General features: G+C 37.2%; 15 protein-coding genes. 12 read left to right on the top strand and 3 right to left on the bottom strand.

The genetic code is table 11. The features are described from left to right. Positions 1 to 2: 2 nt before the first annotated feature. Both HZI73_RS01400 and HZI73_RS01395 read left to right on the top strand, forming a co-directional pair. Entirely contained in the window at positions 3 to 2,273 is a 2,271-nt protein-coding gene (locus HZI73_RS01400) for a pyruvate formate lyase family protein (protein WP_246552506.1), read from the top strand. Positions 2,274 to 2,281: 8 nt separating this feature from the next. Beyond that, positions 2,282 to 3,094: a 4Fe-4S cluster-binding domain-containing protein gene (locus HZI73_RS01395; protein WP_212696488.1), complete on the top strand. Its 813-nt coding sequence runs from the start codon at positions 2,282 to 2,284 to the stop codon at positions 3,092 to 3,094. 92 nt (positions 3,095 to 3,186) lie between these two features. Here HZI73_RS01395 and HZI73_RS01390 read toward each other — a convergent pair whose 3' ends face one another. Next, positions 3,187 to 4,671, bottom strand: a complete 1,485-nt coding sequence (locus HZI73_RS01390) for a sulfatase-like hydrolase/transferase (protein WP_212696487.1) — start codon at positions 4,669 to 4,671, stop codon at positions 3,187 to 3,189. Positions 4,672 to 4,807: 136 nt separating this feature from the next. Between HZI73_RS01390 and HZI73_RS01385 the strand changes: the two genes are divergently transcribed. The 6 genes from HZI73_RS01385 to HZI73_RS01360 all read left to right on the top strand — a co-directional run bounded on the left by HZI73_RS01385 (position 4,808) and on the right by HZI73_RS01360 (position 11,324). Beyond that, entirely contained in the window at positions 4,808 to 5,233 is a 426-nt protein-coding gene (locus tag HZI73_RS01385) for a helix-turn-helix domain-containing protein (RefSeq protein ID WP_212696486.1), read from the top strand. Positions 5,234 to 5,254: 21 nt separating this feature from the next. Next, positions 5,255 to 6,151, top strand: a complete 897-nt coding sequence (locus HZI73_RS01380) for a ketose-bisphosphate aldolase (protein WP_212696485.1) — start codon at positions 5,255 to 5,257, stop codon at positions 6,149 to 6,151. Between the two features lie 227 nt (positions 6,152 to 6,378). After that, entirely contained in the window at positions 6,379 to 7,818 is a 1,440-nt protein-coding gene (locus tag HZI73_RS01375; RefSeq protein ID WP_212696484.1) for a glycoside hydrolase, read from the top strand. Positions 7,819 to 7,896: 78 nt separating this feature from the next. Further along, complete coding sequence (locus HZI73_RS01370) at positions 7,897 to 8,904, top strand: Gfo/Idh/MocA family protein (RefSeq protein WP_212696483.1); 1,008 nt, start codon at positions 7,897 to 7,899, stop codon at positions 8,902 to 8,904. Between the two features lie 18 nt (positions 8,905 to 8,922). Continuing rightward, positions 8,923 to 9,933, top strand: coding sequence for an NAD(P)-dependent oxidoreductase (locus HZI73_RS01365; protein ID WP_212696482.1), 1,011 nt, complete (start codon positions 8,923 to 8,925; stop codon positions 9,931 to 9,933). Between the two features lie 77 nt (positions 9,934 to 10,010). Next, positions 10,011 to 11,324: a sulfatase family protein gene (locus HZI73_RS01360; protein WP_212696481.1), complete on the top strand. Its 1,314-nt coding sequence runs from the start codon at positions 10,011 to 10,013 to the stop codon at positions 11,322 to 11,324. A gap of 47 nt (positions 11,325 to 11,371) precedes the next feature. Here the strand turns inward: HZI73_RS01360 and HZI73_RS01355 are convergent, their stop codons facing one another. After that, positions 11,372 to 12,985, bottom strand: coding sequence for a response regulator (locus HZI73_RS01355; RefSeq protein ID WP_212696480.1), 1,614 nt, complete (start codon positions 12,983 to 12,985; stop codon positions 11,372 to 11,374). Positions 12,986 to 13,165: 180 nt separating this feature from the next. On the opposite strand from HZI73_RS01355, the gene HZI73_RS01350 reads away from it, so the two are divergent. The 4 genes from HZI73_RS01350 to HZI73_RS01335 all read left to right on the top strand — a co-directional run bounded on the left by HZI73_RS01350 (position 13,166) and on the right by HZI73_RS01335 (position 19,050). Then, a complete protein-coding gene (locus tag HZI73_RS01350) occupies positions 13,166 to 14,818 on the top strand; it encodes a sensor histidine kinase (RefSeq protein WP_212696479.1) in 1,653 nt (550 codons plus the stop codon). Between the two features lie 134 nt (positions 14,819 to 14,952). Further along, positions 14,953 to 16,329, top strand: coding sequence for an ABC transporter permease (locus HZI73_RS26740; RefSeq protein WP_330619675.1), 1,377 nt, complete (start codon positions 14,953 to 14,955; stop codon positions 16,327 to 16,329). Positions 16,330 to 16,423: 94 nt separating this feature from the next. Further along, positions 16,424 to 17,260 carry a carbohydrate ABC transporter permease gene (locus HZI73_RS01340; RefSeq protein WP_408648282.1) on the top strand — a complete coding sequence of 279 codons (837 nt, stop codon included), beginning with the start codon at positions 16,424 to 16,426 and terminating at the stop codon, positions 17,258 to 17,260. Positions 17,261 to 17,379: 119 nt separating this feature from the next. Beyond that, positions 17,380 to 19,050, top strand: coding sequence for an extracellular solute-binding protein (locus tag HZI73_RS01335; protein WP_212696477.1), 1,671 nt, complete (start codon positions 17,380 to 17,382; stop codon positions 19,048 to 19,050). Positions 19,051 to 19,536: 486 nt separating this feature from the next. On the opposite strand, the gene HZI73_RS01330 is transcribed toward HZI73_RS01335, so the two are convergent. After that, on the bottom strand, positions 19,537 to 20,679 hold the full coding sequence (locus tag HZI73_RS01330) for a hypothetical protein (RefSeq protein WP_212696476.1): 1,143 nt from the start codon (positions 20,677 to 20,679) through the stop codon (positions 19,537 to 19,539). Positions 20,680 to 21,277 lie beyond the last annotated feature (598 nt).

Raw genomic sequence — 21,277 nt, 5'->3', positions numbered from 1 at the left:
TAATGGATAAAATAGAGCTGATGGAAAAGTTTACTGAAACGTATAAGGGAACAGCAGATTTATCGAAAGGTCAGCGAGAAATCACATGTATGAAGATACTGTTTCCAGCTGTTTTTGTGCCACCTAAGAAAGAGGATTATTTTGTTGGGCGATACATACAGCTTCCAGTTGGTATAGGTTTAGAATTTGCCCATTTAGGGGGTGGTGATCTCAGCATGCTGGGCGCAGGAGAACCTGAAAGAGGAAACTATAAAAACGGGCCTTCTTACTATGGACGACAGGATTTTCTGGAACGATTGAAAGGCGAAACAGAGGAGAAGGCATTACACAAACGTATCGATAAGCTGATTGATTATTGGGCAATTGAAGATACCAATACGCAAATGATAAAGGCTTTTAATGAGGAACATGACTTAGATTTTTTTGATCCAGATATTGAAAAAATGGGTACGCCCATTATTGGGCTTATGCGATTATCGGGGATACAATTGGATTATCGACCCCTTTTGCAATGGGGGATAGAAGGGTTGAAGAAAAAACTCTTGACGCATCTACGTAAAAGTGGACTAACGGATGAACAAAAAGATTTTTACCACAGTGGCTTAGATGCTCTTGACCTATTGCAGCAGTCCATTCAAGCCTGCATAAGCCTTAATCAACAACAGCCTCATCCTCATGAAGATCTCATGGACCAGACACTCCATCATATCTATGACCAGCCACCAAGCAGTTTCCATGAAGCCATCCAGCTCATGTTTTTATACAGCCAATTATCAGGAGTTCTGAATTATGGACGGTTGGATATGGTTCTTGGTGATTATTTGGCATTGGACATTGAAAGGGGATTGATTTCAGAAGCTACTGGTATACATTATTTAGAGAGTTTATGGCAGCTCATCCATGATGTATCCCATAAGGTGAATGGTCGGGTGATTATTGGAGGCAGAGGACGGCATAACATAAAAGCATCCAACCTATTTGCCAAATGTGCCATTAAGGCAACCATGAACACGAAACTGATTTTGCCTCAGCTATCCCTTCGATTGGATGAGTCTGTACCAGAATGGTTATATGATCTAGCGCTTCATGCCATTGAACAAGGGTGTACGTTTCCCATGCTTTACAATGATGCCGTGAATGTACCAGCTGTTGCAAAAGCATTAGGTGTGACGGAAGAAGACGCCTGTGATTATGTGCCCTATGGTTGTGGGGAATATATGTTATGGGGGAAAAGCACAGGTTCACCAAATGTCTTGATTAATATGGTTAAGGCATTACAGCTATCTCTGAATAAAGGGTATGACAATTTTGATGGCACATATCGTGGCGGCAAGCATACCTTCGATGAACTGAATCACCTGTTAACCTTTGATGATGTGACACGCAGTTATTACGGATACTTGACCTATCTACTGGATATCACATTGGCTTTTCAGCAAGCATCTTATCAATACATGAGTGAAGCATCTTCTTTTATTTATGCCAGTTTATTAATGGCTGATTGTATGGAGAAGGGCAAACCCATATTGGATGGGGGCATTCAGCATGTTGGCGGTGTTAATGAATTCTATGGATTTGTCAATGTCATTGATTCACTTGCAGCCATTAATAAGGTGGTATTTGATGACCAGCACTATAGCTTACAAGAAGTTGTAAGGGCTGTAAATAGGAATTTCAAGGGCAGTACAGCCATACAAAGTGCCTTATTGCAAGCCCCTAAATACGGTAATGACAATAACTATGTGGATGCCATTGGCATAGATTTTCATGCATTTGCTTGCTCGTATATTAAAGACCGTGCATCCCACTATGGGCTTGATAGTTTTTTGGCTGTCAATATTAACAACAATACCAATACCTTGTGGGGCCTGCAAACAGGCGCTTCGTATGATGGCAGAAAGTATTCGGAATACTTGAATCCTGGGAATAATCCCCATAGCGGCAGGGATCAAAATGGCATAACCGCTATGCTCAATTCAATATCCAAGCTGCGCCCTGATATTCATGGAGGCTTTGTTCAACATATCAAAATGTCCCCTCGGTTATTCCGTGAAGAGCGTGATAAAGTGAAAGCTGTTTTTGCAGGTTATTTTAATCGTATAGGTGGTAGTCAATTGATGATAACCGTGGTTGACCAAGCCATGTTATTAGAGGCACAGAAAGAGCCAGAAAAACACAGCAACCTTATTGTACGGGTTGGTGGTTTTAGCGCTCGATTTGTTGACATTGACCGAGAGACACAAAATGAAATTATAAGTCGCACATGCCATTAGGTGATAGGATGAAAGGCATAATATTAGAAATAGCCAGGGCTTGTTTTCATGATGGGCCAGGCATAAGAACCACCGTTTTTCTGAAAGGCTGCCCATATAAATGCCCCTGGTGCCATAACCCAGAGTCCATCAAAATGGAGCCTCAGGTAGCCATGGATGAGGTAACAGGGAAGCAACATGTGATGGGTTATGTGGTCACAATCGATGATGTCATGGCAAGTGTTATTCAAGATATGGATTACTATAAGGCATCTGGTGGAGGTCTAACAATTAGTGGTGGTGAACCGATGCTGCAATTTGAGTTTACCCTTGCATTGGCTAGAAAGGCCAAACAGGCTGGCATCCATGTAGCTATTGAAACAGCTGGATATGGTGAAAGGAAACAATATAAGCAATTACTGCCATATGTGGACATCTTTATGATGGATTATAAGTATTTCGACAAAAAGAAGTTAAAAGCATTAACAGGCTGTGACTACGATCAGGTAGAGGGACACGTCAAATGGTTAGATGAGCAGATCCAAGAATCTACAGCGAAAACAACAGTAATCATTAGAAGATGCCCCATTATTCCAACCATTAATGATAATGAGATCCATATAAGAGCTATCTGCGAGATGAGTCTGAAATACCACCATGTGGCTTATGTGGAGCTTTTACCGTATCATCATTATGGTGTAGGAAAAGCTAAGCGCATTCAAGCAGAGTATATTCTTAAGAACCTTGAAAACATGGATGATAAAGCATCCTTACAGCGAATTAAAACATGGGTTGCTCAATACCCCCATGGAAAAATCCGATTACATGGTGAGGACATTTAAGCCATGTCTTTTGGTGTTGGTGCGTGTAAGTGGAGATAAACAGCCTTCTATCTCCTGAATAATGAGATAGCAAGGCTGTCCATAGCATCCCTTTAGAAGCTGTTGTCAGCTTTATTTAATGCCATACTGACAGCAGGATCAAAATGACGAATTTGTCGCTCATAAGGCACGGTATCGGAAGTGGTTAAGTACCAGTCCATCAGTTTATTTTCTAAGGCATACTGTTGTTGCCAGTAAGCTTCCACCCCATACACATTATGAAGCTCTTGAGGGTCGTTATGAAGGTCATAAAACGCGTGTTTTCCAGAAGAGCGCCTGACAAGTTTATAGTTTAGGTTTCTTGCCATCACAGAACGGCAGACACTTTCGCGTACTTCTTGCTGCTGAAGCACTTTCGGGTAATAGATGTTATCCATATCTTCATCAAGCCGTATATCCTGTCCAACGCCATAGCCTTCAAAGCAATGAGGCTCCGATTCATCATAGCCCCCTTCTGCAAAGACGGTCCTGTCTAAATCCCCTTCTACTCCTTCTAACTGTGGTACCAAGCTTTTAGAAAAGTGGCTATAGTGAGGGTCGATATTGGATAATTCAAGGATGGTGGCAACCATGTCAAAGGTTTCAATAGGTGCTTTCATCACATTACCTTTTTTATAACCAGGAGCTTTCACAATAAAAGGTATATGCAGCAAAGCATCTTCAAACCCACTTGGCCATTTTTCCACTAAGCCATAGTCACCAGCATAATCTCCATGGTCGCTAAAAAAGATAATGGTTGTGTTCTGGTCGTAACCATAGGCTTCAACGGCATGCAAGAGTTGACCAACCATCCAATCCACCATGGTAGTCATGCCCAAGTAAACTTTCATGATTTCTTTTAAATAGGCATTATCCAGTTGGTCAAGACCCCTATAGTCTCGAATTAACCCATGAAAGTCAGGTGTACCGTCTTTCATGTAAGGTATCAATTCAGGAATCTTGTCCATGTCAATGGTATCGATAAAATCATCATTGACTTTATAAGGCGGGTGGGGGTTATCCAAGGCAAGATAAACACAGAATGGATTTTCTGGCTTACTCTTTAGAAAGTTAATGGCCTCTTTGATAAATCCATAGTCTTTGTTTTCTTTAATGGTTGTCGGCTCATTCTCATATAAAAAGCTATTATCACCTAATTCCCCTAATGGATTCCGCCTTTTGCTGTGGTAGGAGTAGTTGCTCATGTCATGATGCTTATTGATGGTTGTGGCACATAACGCTAGAGCTTCTGGGCTAAATGCATCATTTTTGCCCCAAATATGTATAGCATAGCCATTTTCCTTTAAGGTTCTAAAGAGATTAGGTTCATCAGGGCCTAAAGTGTGCCACAGGGTTCGATGTCCTCGGTTATGAGGGTATAGGCCAGTTAAAAAACTTATTCGGGATGGTGTACAAACAGAATTTTGAACAAAACAATTTTCAAATAATGTGCCCTCATGGGCTAATTGATCAATATGGGGTGTCACGGCAGCTTCATTACCGTAACAACCTAAAACATTATGTCGCATTTCATCTGGATTGATAAGAATATAGTTCATTTAGTTCACCTCACACGATTATGGTTGATTACATGATGCACGCAATCGATTATTAGTTTATTATAAGTCAAAAAACAAAAGATATCTTGTTCTATATGAATCAGAATTGTAATTATTTCATCTAAGGAGGAAAGTCATGGATAAAATCAATGGACAGAAAAGCAGACAAGATGGTCATGGTTCCAGTAAAGGTTCACAATATAAGTTCCAACAGCCTTATTGGTTTATGACCTTGCTGCGTGCAAAGGACAGATCGATACTTACGGAAGGAGTACCTGCATTAATAGATATCTCGGGGAAAAGCAATCAATACCTTTGTAAGTGTTTTAAAAGGTTTCTCAATAAAACACCATCCAGGTATATCAATGAAAAGCGTATTCAGTATGCCAAGGAGCTGTTAGTCAATACAGGGTTACCCATCATAGAAGTCGCTCTTGAAGCAGGCTATGATAATCTGAGTCACTTTTATCATGTGTTCAAAGCTTTTACAGATATGACACCAGCATCTTATCGCTATACCCATCTTAGGGGTATTTTTGAAAAGGAACTTATATCCATATAAAAAAATAAAAGGAGTGGTTTTATGCCATTAGTCAATATGACAAGTATGCTTGCTCATGCGGATTACCATGGTTATGGAGTAGGCGCATTTAACACATTAAGTATAGAAGCGGTACGGGGTGCAATCCGTGCGGCAGAAGAACTGAGGTCCCCGATAATTCTTCAATTAGCCCAAGTTCAACTGGATATAGCACCTCTTAACTATATGGCGCCGGTTATGCTCCAAGCCGCACAGAATGCTACGGTACCTGTAGTTGTTCATTTTGATCATGGGGAGGATATGGACCATATTAAGCAGGCTCTAGATTTAGGTTTTTCTTCTGTGATGTATGATGGTGCCTCGTACCCCATGCTGGAGAATATGCATCTATCCAAAATAGCAGTAGACCTTGCTCATACTTATGATGCTACCTGTGAAGCAGAGCTTGGCCGTGTTGGAGGAAGTGAAGACGGTTCAAAAGACCTGGCCATGTTGTTGACAGATGTTCAAGAAGTTAAAACATTCATTGCAGGTACTGGTGTGGATGCTTTAGCCATTGCCATTGGAAATGCTCATGGTGCATATAAGGAGTCCCCGAATATACAGTTTCAGCGCTTAAGGGAGATTAATCGAATGACGGAAGTACCACTTGTACTCCATGGAGGGTCAGGTATATCGGAAGAAGATTTTAGAAAAAGTGTAAAGGGGGGGATTCAGAAAATTAATGTAGCAACAGCCCTTCAACAAGATATTGTGGCTGAAGTACATAAGCTATGTCATGGTTCATTCAAAAAACCCAGTTACTCTAAGATGTATACAGTGATAGAAGAAGCAGTTTTTAGAGCGGTAAAAAGACATATCACATTATTTATGAGTGATGGAAAAGCGGGCGTGAATGAAGATAAGATAGCTTATTGTGATGTAAAGAGTAACGGTTAAAATAGAGGATATTTTTCAGACTAATTCAAGCTAAATGATGGTCAGGCAAAAGAGTACAAGTTTAGATAAAGAAAGTAAAAATGAGACTATATGTCATGGACTGGAAGTTACGTAAGATATAAATAAGGTAGTTCTTATTGACCAGAAGGGATAAGTAACATAAAAATAAGCTGGTCATAGGCATCCTTTTATGGAACAAGAGAAAAATATGAATGGAGGTGAATACCATGTCCATGATTAAAGGACATGTGAATTTTCAAAACATCATAAGGGAGTGGGATGGGTTTGGTGTCAACTATGTGGAAACAGCACAGACACCTGATTACTTAGAGGAGCCTCAAGATTACGGTGGCTTTCAGACCCTATCTGAAGAAAAACGTCAAGAAATAATCGACCTTATTTTTGGTGAAGACGGCTTGAAACCAAGTATTATCAAAATGTTTTGTGATGGTTTCCATCAAAATGAACCCCATACGGATCCGTCAGATATGCATACACTGGATAGGACACGATACGATCATCTTACAACGACTCAGTGGACACGTTATTTTGCCAGAGAAGGTCTGAAAAAAGCGAAAGCCATGAATTATGAACTGCAAATAATCACCACACTTTATCAACCACCTGCTTTTATGACCAAGCAAAAGATGGTCCGTGGTCGTGACCTTGACCCTAAATACATGCTTGAATTAGCCAAGTACATGGCATCTTGGGTAAAATATTTGAAAGAGCAGGAAGGATTGCCAGTGACCTACATGAGTATACATAATGAAGGTGAAGACCATGTCAGGTGGCCATCAGATGGAAAGACAGTAGCTTTTCATGGTGAAGACTATAATTGTTACTGGCCGAAAGAAACAATTGTTGCTTTTATGCCTCTATTACGCCGTGTTCTTGATCACCATCAGCTTCAGGATGTTGGCATTACCCCTGGTGAAACATCCAGTTGGTTCCGATTTGACCGCTGGGGCTATGCAGATGCTATTGCAGAGAATCATCAGGCTATCCAAGCATTGGGCTTAATTACGTCTCATGCGTTTATTAACTATCCTTGGTACAATTACGATGATAGAGATTATAGATGGTTTGGTGATGCAAGAAGCGCAGGTATTGATACATTACGAGAAAAAAAGCCTAGCCTTCATGCCTGGGGTACTTCCTGTAGCTGGCTTGGCATGGATGTGCCATTTTTAGATACGCTCATTCAGAATATTTACAGCACCAAGGTAAATGCTCTTATTCCTTGGGCGTGTATCCAAGTACCATCCCGATGGCGTGGAGGGGATCCTAATCCTGGAACAGCTATAAAATTAGATGGACAAGGCCACTATGAGGTGATGCCTGGTTATTATTTTTATAAACAAATCACTCGGGCAGGACAGCCAAAAATGGCCGTGGCTAAAGTCAGTTCAAATGATACAGAGCTTAGTTTGGTCGCTTTTTCATCCCACCATACAGACAATAAAAATGCCTTCCTAGTGCTTAATCTATCACCTATGGATAAAGAGATTGAATTGACCATTGAAGGATGTGGGCATTGTTTTGAAGGGTATCGGACATCATCTAATGAACAGTATGCGCCTATAGGTGACTATAAATTATCCCATCAAAAAAAGTTTACCTATCATGTACCAAAGGGCTCTGCAACAACATTTTTTGAGAAATGAGACTAAAAGCTATTAGCCAAATTGGACTAAAAGGATTAATAAGACCATGAAAATATCATGAATAAGGAGGTAATTATCATGGATACAATACACGTTGGCATATTGGGTTTAGGCTTTATGGGAATGACCCATGCCAAGAACTTATTGAAGTTAAAGCATGTTGACATTAAGGGTGTATGTGGCCTTACACTAGAAGAGGCAGAGGAATTTTCACAGACCCATACCCATGGAAAGGCAAAAGCATTCGCTGATTTTGACTACATGCTGGAAGATGTGAACATGGATGTTTTATTTATCTGTTTACCACCATTTGCACACCATGGGCAATTAGAAGCAGCTGCTAGAAAAGGGATACATATTTTTGCTGAAAAACCCATTGCTTTACAACTAGATCAAGCAAAAGCAATGGTGGATACGGTTAACGCATCAGGTGTGTTGAGTTGTGTGGGCTATCACATGCGTCAAGGTGTTGCTGTCGAAAAACTAAAAGCCATGATTGATGATGGTCGTGCCGGTATACCCACACTTTTTGATGGGCGATTTGCATGTCATTCATTGCATACGCCTTGGTGGATAGATAGAGAAAAATCAGGTGGACAGATACTTGAGCAAGCTATCCATTTGTATGATTTAGCCATGTATTTTATGGGTGAAGCAGAATGGGTGACAGGTGTAATGGGTAATCTTTGCCATACACATGTGGCCAATTATACCGTTGAAGATACCAGTACAGCCATTATAAAGTTTGAATCAGGGGCTATAGGGAATATAGCGGCTTCTAACTGTGCGGTACCTTGGGAATGGCAAAGCATATTTACAGTCATATGTGAACATGTTACCGTTCATTTTAAGGATGCAAATAATGCAGAATTTATCTATACAAATGGAGAAGAAACCACGAGAGAATGGGTTTTGGACAATAGAGATATGTACTACCAAGAGGTGGAAACATTTATACATGCAGTGAAAGAAGGTAAGCAAAATGGTTTGTGCGGCATCCATGACGGTTATAGAAGCTTACAGCTGGTAGATGCTGTTGTTAAATCTGCTGAAAAGTCCAGCGAGAAAGTCACTTTAAAAAATTGAAAATGAAGGAGAAACATCATGGATAATAATAAAATAAAGGTATTAATCAACTTACCAGAGGGGTTTTATCGATGTGAAAAACTTGCGCCTGTATTTAAGCGTATTGAGCAAAGGTCAATCATAAGAAAAACATCCCATAACACACCTGAAGACATCATGGAGGATTTGAAATGGGCAGAAGCTGTTATCATGTGGTCTTGGCCGGAATTAAGTGACGATATGATAGAAGAGTGCCCGCATTTACGCTATGTAGGACAAATTAATTCAAGTAAACCAACGGCGAAAGTGCTTTTGAAAAAAGAGATTGCTTTATCAGAGGCAAGGCATGCATGGTCGCCAGCAGTTGCAGAAATGGCACTCACATTAATGCTTACTGGGTTAAGAAAAGTGAGTGATTTCCATATGGCCATGCGCCAAGGTACAGAAGCATGGATTGAAGATTTCCCTATGGATATAGACCCGTTAGAAAGACAATTGACAGGTAGACGTGTAGGTATTGTTGGCTTTGGTCGAATCGGGCAACGATTGGCAGAACTGTTACAGCCATTCAACACAACTCTAAGGGCTTATGACCCTTATTTACCTCAAGAAATTGCAAAAAGCTATCACGCAACATTAGTAGACAAGAAAGAACTATTTGAAAACTCCGAAATCATTGTGTTGTGCGCAGCAAACACCCGCGAAGCAGAGAAGCTTGTAGGAAGGGAAGAAATTGCATCTATACAGAAGAATGGCTTATTGGTAAATGTAGGTAGGGCTTCCCTAGTGGATATGGAGGCTTTAACAGAACGCTTACAATCAGAAGAACTATTTGCCATGCTGGATGTTTTTGATAAGGAGCCCTTAGAAAAAGACTCGCCATTACGTACCTTAAAAAATGCATGGCTAACACCCCACAAAGCAGGTGGTATTATGGCATCTGTAGAAAGAGCACTGACCATGTTAATGGATGATTTTGAAGCAACCCTAGAAGGAAAAGAGAGAAAGTATTCCATCACATCAGCAATGCTTAACTGTCTTTCTGATTAAACGGTATTCAGATGGACACATGTATCTGATTGACAATTGGTGTGATAAGGGCAAAACGTGTTAAAGGAGATAAGGAAATGAACCAACAACCGAATATTCTGGTGATCTATACAGACCAGCAAAGTGCTTCCATGATGAGTTGCACAGGTAATGCCTACCTACAGACACCTGCGATGGATTATCTTGCGGCACAAGGTATCCGATTTAATCGGGCATATTGCACGAATCCTGTTTGCATACCATCTCGCTTTAGCTTACTAACCGGTCGTTACCCTAGTGAAATCGGGTTAAAAAGCAATAAAGTTGAACAAGAGATTGATCATGTGCCACAAGAAATAAAAGACAGTGGACTTGGCTGGTTGTTAAAAGATGCAGGTTATGATGTGGCTTATGGTGGAAAAGAGCACCTTCCTCTCATGTGTACAGAGGATCTTGGTTATCAGTATATCACAGACGATGAAAGAGAAGGATTAGCAGATACTTGTGCCGCATTTATTAAGAAAAAAAGAAAGAAGCCATTTTTTTTAACCGTATCTTTCATCAATCCACATGACATTTGTATGATGGCCATTAGAGACTACCCAACCTGTGAATTGGATCATGTACTTGTAAAGGTATGTAAAAAAGAACAGGCCATGTTAGATGATGTGTTGAAAAAAGTGGACAGCTATGAAAAGGACAACTTTTGGAGAGACATATGCCCCCCACTACCTGATAATTTTGAGCCTCAAGCACATGAACCCGAAGCTATATCCATGCTTTTGAAACAACGCCCATTCAAAGAAAAAGCTAGGAAACATTATACACAAGAGCAGTGGCGTCTTCATCGCTTTGCATACTGTCGATTGACAGAAAGAGTGGATGCTCATATACATATGTTATTGCAGGCTTTGCAAGAAAGTGGACAAGAGGACAATACAGTGATTATATTCACCAGCGATCATGGGGATATGGATGGGTCGCATCGCATGGAACATAAGACCGCTCTCTATGAAGAATGCTGTCGTATACCTTTGATTATCACGCATCAAGGCCAGTGTATTCAGAATCATATAGATGATGAACACCTGGTCAGTAATGGACTAGACCTATACCCAACAATCTGTGATTATGCGGGTATTACCATACCAAAAAACATACAGGGGAACAGCCTTAAACCAATTGTTGAAGGTGCTGACCCCATATGGCGTAATCGGCTAATTGTTGAGAGTGAATTTGGTAAGATGAATGTTACAAAGAAATACAAACATGTACAGTATATCCAAGGTGCACATAGCGAGCAATTATATGACCTTGTTAAAGACCCAGGAGAAATGGAAAATATTGCAACCGACGAAACATACAGTGATATGCTTAAGGCATTTAGAAAAAGCAAGCCAACGATAGAATAGAGTGAATAAGCTTAGTGATTTGTGCGAGAGCATATAAAAAGATAGGGTTACCATTTATCACGATAAGCCTGAGGGGTAAGACCCGTTTTATTTTTAAAGAACCTGGTGAAATAAGAAGGTGTCTCAAACCCAATGGCTTTTGTTATTTTATTAATTTTGATTTGATGATTGCGTAGCAACTCTTTTGCTTTATTAAGCTTTAAATCGGCTATATATTCCGATAGTTTTTGACCAGTATGTGTCTTATATAGTCGTGACAAATAAGAGGCATTGTAATTAAGTACATGGGATATGGTAGACAAGGAAGTATCCCCATCTAAATGATTTATTATATAGTCATTAACGAGAGCAATTGTTTTATCTGATTGGTCATCTTGGTTATTGGAAAACCCTTTAAAGATGACCTCAATGACTTCATCGAAAGTTAAAAAGATATCTTCAAGTGATCCCATTTTTGTAAGATTTACTAGTTTTTTTATATACATGTTGTAATCACTTTTATGATATAATTGATATTGATTTAAATGGGTAATAAGCATGTTTGAAAAGTCGTGAAGAAACTGTATATATATTGGGTATGGCAGATCCATATTCCCAATGATATCCGATTTTAACTGTTGGTATAATGGATTAAAAGCTTCTTGGTTCTGATCTAATATATACATGGACATCCGCTGATTGATTTCTCGGTGTTTTTTTAATAAGTTTTTGTGTAATGTATCGGGTTGTTTCATACCATTTTTATCGGTTACAATACAGTATTTTGCTGCACCGAATTCATGGACAAAACAGCTCATGAACTCTTGATGATACGCATATATCTGATCCCATGATACATAGTCTGTACCTAAAAAAAAGGATATTTTAATGTTTAGCGTGTTGTAAATGGATTTCTGTATAACGTCTAAAGTTTCATAGAGATACGTATAATCATCATCATGAGCATGTTGGATGATATAGGTTTGGTAACGTGAGTTAGACTGGAACGAATAGCATGCTAATTTTTTATGAATAAAGCGATGGACGATTTTTTGGATTTTCAGTAAATTTTCTTTTTTAATATAATAGGGTAAGTGGCTATTCACGTTATCTTCACGTAGTAGTAGTATGATTACCTTGGAATAAGCAGAAAATGGTAAATGCAGTTCTTTAAACTGCTGGTTAAGATTTGTTTCATTCATGTGAAGACCATTTAGCAAGTCTTGTATAAATTCCTTTTGAATGAGTGGGAGATACTTATTTTTCTCAGATTTAAAATTCTCGAGGAGCTCTTTATTCATGGATTCTTCTTCTAGCAGATGAATGGTCTTTTCAATAGATTGAATAATCGTCTGTTCCGGTTCCGTCTTAAGAATGTAATCCACCACATTATGGCGTATGGCTTGTTGTGCAAAGTTAAAGTCATTATAAGCGGTTAAAAAGATCACTTTGGCAGCTGGCCATTTATCGGAAAGGATTTGTTGCAACTCTAGACCGTCTATATTTGGCATGGAGATATCGGATAAGACAATATCAACCCGATGTTTTTGAAGAATGTGGAGCGCTTGCCTTGCTGAATAAGCTTTATAAACTTCCAGTTCCATAGATTCTAAGTTATCAAATAGTGAAAACAAACTATCGGCAATAAACGGTTCATCGTCTATTATTAACAGTCGATACATGCTTAACATCTCCTTTCTTATTACAAAAGTCATTGTTAGTTATTATAGCAAGTTCCACAAAAATATGTCAAGGAGACAAAATGAATTGGAGTGAGACCTATGGGCATCAAATCAAACTCAAAGTCTGTGGTAAATGGCGTGTTGCTGATCTTCATATGTGTCATCTTGATACCTTATTTTATGAGCTTAACATTAATTGAATTAACAAAAAGAGATGCCATCAGTCATAACATAGAAAACTATCGGTTAGTGAATGACTATTTTCTTGAACAACTTGAATCGGATATTGAAGCCATTACAAAAGGACAGTTAGAGCTGGTCAATGACCATGATATAGAATGGCTCCTAACCCGATATGCTGAGTCGAGTCCTTATCAAATATATGAAAAATCGTTGAATGTAGAGAAACGATTAATGTTTTTAAAAAATACATTGCCTCTCATTCAGTCTGTTGATGTGGTCTTACATCAAAGCCAATTCGTTTTGTCAACAGATAGGCTTATTAATGATATACACAAAAAATATGATTCTTTCCAAGGCATTCTATCCATAGAAAGTCCTGTACTTTATCCAATCACACAACAGAATGATGCCCTATATATAAAGTCAAATTTTCCAAATGAAAAGCTATCAAAAGAGCTCTATGAGTTTACCAGTATAACCACCCTATCTAAAGATGAGATGATCTCAAGGCTGAAGGATCTTTCACTCAATGAAAAAAACAATGCCATCATCATAAGTCTGGAGGATAATTGGTTTTTAACAAATGATAGGCAAGCAGAAGGTTTTTCTCAGGTGTATCAGGATGTCATGAAGCACAATCTTAGTCAAGGTCACCCTCAGGGTAGTTTTATCACAGACAACAATCAAGTGGTTGTATATGAAAAAAGTGATTATCTGAATTTGTTATTAGTAACCTACTTTCCGGATAACATGTTAGCGGAAACTACTCAGAAATTTGTGAAGTGGCAATGGTTTATCACGTTAGGACTATTAGTAGCTGTGGTCATTTTTGTATTTTACTTAAGAAAACAACTCTCTATACCATTAGGTATTCTTGTAAAAGCCTTTTCTGCTGTAGAAGAAGAAGGACTAGACAATCCAATCGATTTACAGCAAAAAGATGAATTTGGATTCGTTTTCGCAAGGTTTAACCGGATGATTATTAAATTAAAGCAATCCAATGAAATCATTTACGAACAAGAAATTCTCATGCAGAAAATGCAGCTTAATCAATTGCAATTACAAATTAACCCACATTTTTTATACAATAGCTTATTTACCATAAGCCGTATGGCATCTGATGGAAATACCAGCAGTATCATTGATTTTGCTAATTTTTTAGGTGAATACTATCGCTTTATTACAAAGGATGGCTTCAAAGAAAAAGAAGTCCCCCTCATTGATGAGGTCCGTCATGCTAAAAATTATATTCGCATTCAACGCATAAGGTTTCGGGACAGGGTGAAAGTGACATTTGAAGAAGTGCCCGCATCCATTATTCATTACCTGGTGCCTAGAATTATCATTCAACCCGTTATTGAGAATGCTTATAAGTACTGTTTCTCCAAAATGGAAGAAGGCGGTATTCTAGATATTTCATTTGATGTGAAGCAAGATAGCATTAGCATCCATATTGAAGATAATGGATCTAGCAGTATGAAGAATATAAAGATGCTAAATGCCTTGTTCTCAAGCAAAGATATTCCAAGAGATAGTGCTTTATTTAATATTGACCGTAGATTAAAGATAAAATTTGGCGAACATTCTGGATTAGAAGTATCCCAATCTAAGTATAAGGGTACCAAATTTACCATAAAAATTATGCGTTAGACAAGTAAAAAAAAGACTAGGTAGGTAAAAAGTGTTCTATATGATTACAATCAAAAATCCCATATACTTTTAATCAGAGGAATATTCAAATGGAGCAGTAAGGATGTGGATATTTCAACGAAAAGGAGGATTTTATGATTAGCATAAGAACGTGCATTAGAAAGGTGAAAAGTATGATCAAATTACTTTTGATAGGTAATTTGTTCATGTTATTGACGCCACTTATTAAAGTGACGTATAAAAATTTAAGCCTAGGTTATGCAGATGCAAGATTATTGTTATTGGGTCAAACGTATGCCAACACAGAAGGAAACACTTACACGATTCAGCCTATCGCATTAATGTATTTAGCTGTTATTGCTATGCTTGTTGCCGTACTCTTTTCTTTCTTGAAGAAAAGTTTAGGTATAGCTGTGTCAAGTATTGTGGCTATGCTGGCGTTGTATGGATTGAAGGTAGTGGTATCCACTGAAAAACATATGTTTATGAGGAAATATGATTTGTTACCAGAAGAACTTAGTATATCCTTTACACTATTTTATTATATCATTCTCTTTATTCTGGTGATGATTATCGTATTGTCTTTTTATGACATTTACCAATCAGAAAAGAAATCAAAGAATCGCTTATCTACCACACCTCTTCATATCATGATGATCCCATCCATCATCGTCACAACAATCTTTGCCTATATTCCTTTGTATGGTATCGTCATGGCCTTCCAGAATTTTAATCCAACAAAAGGATTATTTGGTATGCAGGCGTTTGTAGGGTGGGATAATTTTAGATATTTCTTTCAAATGCCAGATTTTCGAACTGTTCTAACCAATACATTAATCATTTCTATTGGGAAGATTATCTTTCAAACCATCGTACCCATTGTTGTAGCATTGCTGCTGAATGAGTTAAGGATAAAGTGGTTCAAAAAAAGTGTACAAACAATTATCTATTTGCCTCACTTTTTATCATGGGTTATTCTTGGTGGCATATTAAGCAGCGTGTTATCACCATCCAATGGTATTATTAATGCCTTTCTTGGCTTATTTAACATTGAACCTATATTTTTCTTAGGGAGTAATGATTGGTTTCGTTTTACATTAATCGCTTCTGATGTTTGGAAAGAGTTTGGGTGGGGTACCATTATTCATCTTGCTACCATTGCAGGAATAAGTCCCCACCTCTATGAAGCCGCCAAGATGGATGGTGCCAATCGATGGAAGCAGACACGCCATGTTACCCTTCCAAGTATGATGCCAATTATTATCATGCTATCCACCTTATCTTTGGGGCGTGTCCTTAATGCAGGGTTTGATCAGGTATTTAACTTGTATTCCCCAGCAGTCTATGAATCAGGTGACGTTATTAGTACATTTGTGTATAGGCTTGGGCTGATTCAAGCGCAATACTCTGTTGCAGCAGCAGTAGGTGTTTTCAAATCCTTTATCAGTATGTTTTTGGTCACAACATCTTACTATTTGAGTAAAAAATATGCAAATTATCGTATTTTCTAGGAGGGATAATATGGTGAATAATGGTCATGATGCCAAACCACCCAAAAAAATTAAGAAAAGCAAAGGGCGAATAGCCTTTGAAGTCATAAATATCGTGTTTCTTGTGTTCATAGGGATAACAACACTGCTACCCTTTATCCATGTTCTAGCCATATCACTGAGTTCATCAAGAGCTGTTATGGCAGGAGAGGTTATGCTATGGCCCATAGAATTTACGGTAAAATCCTATAATTTTGTTGTTTCAAGACCCGCCTTTTTAAAGTCCATTCTTGAGAGCTTCTTTCGAATTGCTGTTGCTATGCCTATTTATATGGTTTATATTATTATCACAGCATACCCTTTGTCAAAAGAACCAAAAGAGTTCAAATGGCGAAGTTTTTATGTATGGTTTATCTTCATTACAATGCTTATCAATGGCGGGTTGATTCCAACCTATTTTGTTATCAAGCAAATAGGCTTATATAATAGTAGATGGGCCCTAATCGTTCCATTATTAGTTTTTCAGGTATTTAATATCATCTTATTATTAAATTTTTTCAGGCAGTTACCAAAGTCTTTAGAAGAGGCGGCATTTGTGGATGGGGCGAATTACTGGCAGGTACTGCTTAAAATCATTATACCTCTATCAAAGCCAGCAATTGCAACAGTTACGCTGTTTGTTTTGGTATTTCACTGGAATGAATGGTTCCATGCGCTTATCTATATGTCAAACCCAGACAAATACCCATTAGCTAGTTATCTCAGAATGATTTTAGTTGAGATGAGTGGTCGAACCATGTCCATGGATGATATTGAATATTTGAAATTTATTAATAACGAAACATCCAAAGCCGCTCAAGTTTTTGTCGGTGCACTACCCATTATTTTAATCTACCCTTTCATGCAAAAATTCTTTGTGAAAGGGATTACTCTTGGCAGTGTAAAAGGTTAGTGATCTTGTATATGAGGTAAAAAAAAGACAATGGATGTAAAAAGTGTTCTCTATAAGAGTATCATTTTGCGCGTTATGATAGACATGTAGCAGAAAACAGAATATAGGAAGGAGATCATATGAAAAAAATGAATAAGTTGTTCGTTTTATTACTTTTGGTGTCAATGGTTTTAATGGGCTGTAGTAAAAGTGGGGATACAGTAGTCGTTGTACCTGATGGTGAAGAAACAGATACAGATCAAGCAGGAACAACAGAAAAACCAGCAGAAGTTGATATTTGGGGTAAATATGAAGAACCCGTTGAAGTTGAGCTTGCCGTATTTTTACCCGGTGACATTAAATTTCCAGAGGGTGATAGCTTTGAAAACAATATTTGGACGAGGCTTTATAAAGAAGAGTTGAATGTGGATGTTAAGTTCAAGTGGGTTGCGCAAACGTGGGAAGTCTATGAGCAAAAAATGAATATTGATATTGCAGCTGGAGACCTACCAGACATTTTTTGGGTTATACCTGAGAATATGTACAAGTTAAATGAAAGTGGTTCTCTTGCAAATCTAACAGAAGCTTATAATGCATACCTGATTGATACATACAAGGACCTTTTAGAAGTGGATGATTATCTTGAGAAGTCTTCAAGTGCTGACGGAAAGTTAATCGCTATGCCAGAAAAGCCATTGCAAATGGATGCCACCACAGTATGGTTAAGAGAGGATTATCTAGATGCAGTTGATGCAGATGTACCTACTTCTTATGAAGAATTACTTGAACTTGCAAGAACCATAAGTAAGAAAGACGTAAGCGGCTCTGGTACATTTGGCTTACCACTTAATAATACGCTAACCCTTGCTGATGGTTTGTTTGCTGCTCATGGCGTTAACCCTCGAGCATGGATTAGTGATGGTGAAGGAGGTATTGTTTTTGGAGGTATTCAAGAAGAAGCCAAACAAGTATTAGCTGATTTAGCTGCACTATATGCTGAAGGCGTTATTGACCCTGAGTTTGTGATTAAAGGGGATGGTGCTGTTTTTGGTGACTTAACGGCAGGAAAATTCGGGATTTTAGCCCATAAGACATGGAACCCGTTTTGGCCACTTAATCAGATGGTAACGGATGAGCATGCTGTAAAATGGATTCCTATTAACATGCCTTCCGTTGGAGGTGGTGAAGCACCTGGTTTTATTAATGCAAAAGGTAATGGCCGATTTGTGGTTAATAAAGAATATGAGCATCCAGAAGTATTAATGAAGATGATGAATGTAGCATGGAAATACTTAGGTGTTGATTCAGAAGATGCATCCATTGATTATCATTCTCCTGATGGGATTGTACAATTTAAGCTAAGTATCTTTAATTATTATACACCAATAGGAACCAATGGTATTATTGCAAGAGGTGTCGCTAAAGCTCTTGAACAAGGGTCCATCGAGGGTTCTGGGCTCAATGAGTTAAATCAGAATTACTATATAGAGTCTAAGAAGTATTTAGGTGGGGAAATAAGTGGTACCACATGGGCAAATTGGGCAATTTATAACAGTGAAGGCTCTGCCATTCAAGAGTTAGCATTATACGAAAGTGGAAATATAAAATATGATGAAATGTTTTGGACACCTGGTGAGATGTATGCATCCAAATGGAGTACATTAAGCAAGCTTCAAGAAACCACCTATACGAAAATAATTATGGGTGAAGAAAGCATTGATGCCTTTGATACTTTCGTAGAAGATTGGAAAGCTTTAGGCGGCGATGACATTACGCTGGAAAATAACGAGATTTATAAGTCTTACAATTAATAGATATAAATAGAGTAAATTGTTCTAAAAAGAAGAGGGTCTCTCACCAACTAGACATAAATGTTTAGTGAGATACCCTCTTATAGTTATTTTTTAAAGATACCCTACTGATTTTTTCGTATTTATAATCCTCCAAAATAATATATAATAAATGCGTACTACACATGTAATAACATACGTTTTAAAATAGTCAACATAATAAGAAGTCTAAAAACATCATATAGTATTCAAATTTCTTACTTAGAGGTATAAACAATGAAAAAAAGACGATCAAAGCCGTTGTTATTGTTATTGGATTAATTATAGTTACTCTTTTATATATTCAATAAGATGTATAAAGTTAGTAATCCAAGCCAATGTATAATGTGCACGTTTGTCAAGACATAAATTAATATAGAGCTGTGCACTTAACTCGTACAAGTTAGTGCAATAGCCCTTTTCTGATATTAATGTGTATTTTATATATTATTCAATATTGATTTATTTTCAAGTATTATTTTTTAGTCTCACAAAATGCCATATGCCTTCTGATGAAGGTAGTGGCATAACTGATTCAACTAATTTTGTAATTGTTGAGCCTGCTTGAACATTAAAAGTATAGTATACCTTTTCACCTGTTCTATTAAAGTATGCATCACTTATGCCATTTGGTGTTTTCATTACTAAACGTTTTCCAGCACCATTGCTGATAGTATACACGCCAACTTCAACAGTTCTTGTTTTACTTCCTGTATTTTTAATAACAATATTATGTCTATATTGAACTCCCCAGTTAGCTAAGTTCTCACTTCTATTAATATATGTAGTACCACCATTTTTTAAAGGTACGGTAAATTCAAATATATCATCTAAAAAAGCATTAGGTTGATTAGCCTGTTCATGTGTATTTGTTTGTAGCATATCATATTGTTTATTATTATATTTTACAGGTAGATAGCCAGAGGTTGAATCGCTTATGGACCAATTAAATGTTTCGGTTAATATAGGGAGATTAGGAGCTTCTCCTTTATAGACACCATTTTGCAATATATAATTTGGTGGGTTAAACCAATCTGCTCTTGAACTAGTTATAAAACCAATATAACGAGCACTACCATCTTCTGCATAAGAAATATTTCTAAACGCATAAAAATTAACAATTGCATAATTATTTACATTAAATTCAATTACACCAGAAACTACGTTAGCATGGCTAACTGAATTAGATATGTAAATCCATTTAGAACGACCTGAAGGAATTGTTATGTTTTCAATAGATGTATCATTATAAAATTCATACCATGCGGGAGCTCCATTCCAACCACTTGTGGAATCTCCTTTCCTTTTAACCTTTACTGTTAGTGTAGTAGAGTTTGGGTTATATACTTGTACCCCATATTTAAATATTTGATTTGTACAATTTAAATGTTCAAAAATAGCTTGTGCATCTCCTGGAGGTATAAGCTCTTCATATATTATAGAACCATTATCGGCTAAATCACCTTCATTAATAAATTCTGGGTTATTACAGTATAAAAATGTACCTGACTGCTTACTGTATGATACTGTTGTAGGAATAGCCGAAGAAGCATGTGATATATTTGAGAATACGAGCAAAAATGCAACTATAAACAAATTAAATTTTTTCATTATCAGTAAATCTCCTTCCTGTTATAAATTTTATATAAAATACACTATATATATTTTATTATTATATGCATTTAATGTAAATATTAAAAATAAACAAAAAAACTAAAAATTTATTTATATATTTATTTAAAATTTAAAATATATAAAAAAATAAACAAACCTATACATTTATAGTGATAAATACCTTTATTACAATATTCAGACTATCCACATTGCCAATAAAAAAATAGGCTAATTACACATCTTTTACTAATACAAAAGGGAATAAAAGTGCAAGTATCATCCCAATCACCAGTATAATTATTTAGATGTATGATTATGAATTACTGTTATTAAACGATGTATAGTATAATGCTACATCTATCTATATATGAACAGTAAATTCATTGGTTAACTTATTATATTAACTATAATCTTAGAATATATGGATATTTAAATATCTACTATATAAAAGATTAACTGTTATGGATAGTTTTAGAGGGATGGGCTGAATTTATATGCATACGTACAGAACAATCAATATTTGTTACCCAAGTGGGCATTGAAAGGAAAGTACTGATAACTCAAATATTGTATACAAACATTATTAGCATCCATG

This window comes from Vallitalea pronyensis (assembly GCF_018141445.1).
In the GTDB taxonomy this organism is placed as follows: Bacteria; Bacillota; Clostridia; order Lachnospirales; family Vallitaleaceae; genus Vallitalea; species Vallitalea pronyensis.
Note: the sequence above shows the minus strand (reverse complement) of the source record. Positions and strands in the feature narration are given on the sequence as shown.

Bases quoted from the DNA above. Each gene is read 5' to 3' on its own strand.
- HZI73_RS01400 (WP_246552506.1), top strand. From the start codon at position 3: ATGGATAAAATAGAGCTGATGGAAAAGTTTACTGAAACGTATAAGGGA.
- HZI73_RS01395 (WP_212696488.1), top strand. From the start codon at position 2,282: ATGAAAGGCATAATATTAGAAATAGCCAGGGCTTGTTTTCATGATGGG.
- HZI73_RS01390 (WP_212696487.1), bottom strand. From the start codon at position 4,671: ATGAACTATATTCTTATCAATCCAGATGAAATGCGACATAATGTTTTA.
- HZI73_RS01385 (WP_212696486.1), top strand. From the start codon at position 4,808: ATGGATAAAATCAATGGACAGAAAAGCAGACAAGATGGTCATGGTTCC.
- HZI73_RS01380 (WP_212696485.1), top strand. From the start codon at position 5,255: ATGCCATTAGTCAATATGACAAGTATGCTTGCTCATGCGGATTACCAT.
- HZI73_RS01375 (WP_212696484.1), top strand. From the start codon at position 6,379: ATGTCCATGATTAAAGGACATGTGAATTTTCAAAACATCATAAGGGAG.
- HZI73_RS01370 (WP_212696483.1), top strand. From the start codon at position 7,897: ATGGATACAATACACGTTGGCATATTGGGTTTAGGCTTTATGGGAATG.
- HZI73_RS01365 (WP_212696482.1), top strand. From the start codon at position 8,923: ATGGATAATAATAAAATAAAGGTATTAATCAACTTACCAGAGGGGTTT.
- HZI73_RS01360 (WP_212696481.1), top strand. From the start codon at position 10,011: ATGAACCAACAACCGAATATTCTGGTGATCTATACAGACCAGCAAAGT.
- HZI73_RS01355 (WP_212696480.1), bottom strand. From the start codon at position 12,985: ATGTATCGACTGTTAATAATAGACGATGAACCGTTTATTGCCGATAGT.
- HZI73_RS01350 (WP_212696479.1), top strand. From the start codon at position 13,166: ATGAGCTTAACATTAATTGAATTAACAAAAAGAGATGCCATCAGTCAT.
- HZI73_RS26740 (WP_330619675.1), top strand. From the start codon at position 14,953: ATGATTAGCATAAGAACGTGCATTAGAAAGGTGAAAAGTATGATCAAA.
- HZI73_RS01335 (WP_212696477.1), top strand. From the start codon at position 17,380: ATGAAAAAAATGAATAAGTTGTTCGTTTTATTACTTTTGGTGTCAATG.
- HZI73_RS01330 (WP_212696476.1), bottom strand. From the start codon at position 20,679: ATGAAAAAATTTAATTTGTTTATAGTTGCATTTTTGCTCGTATTCTCA.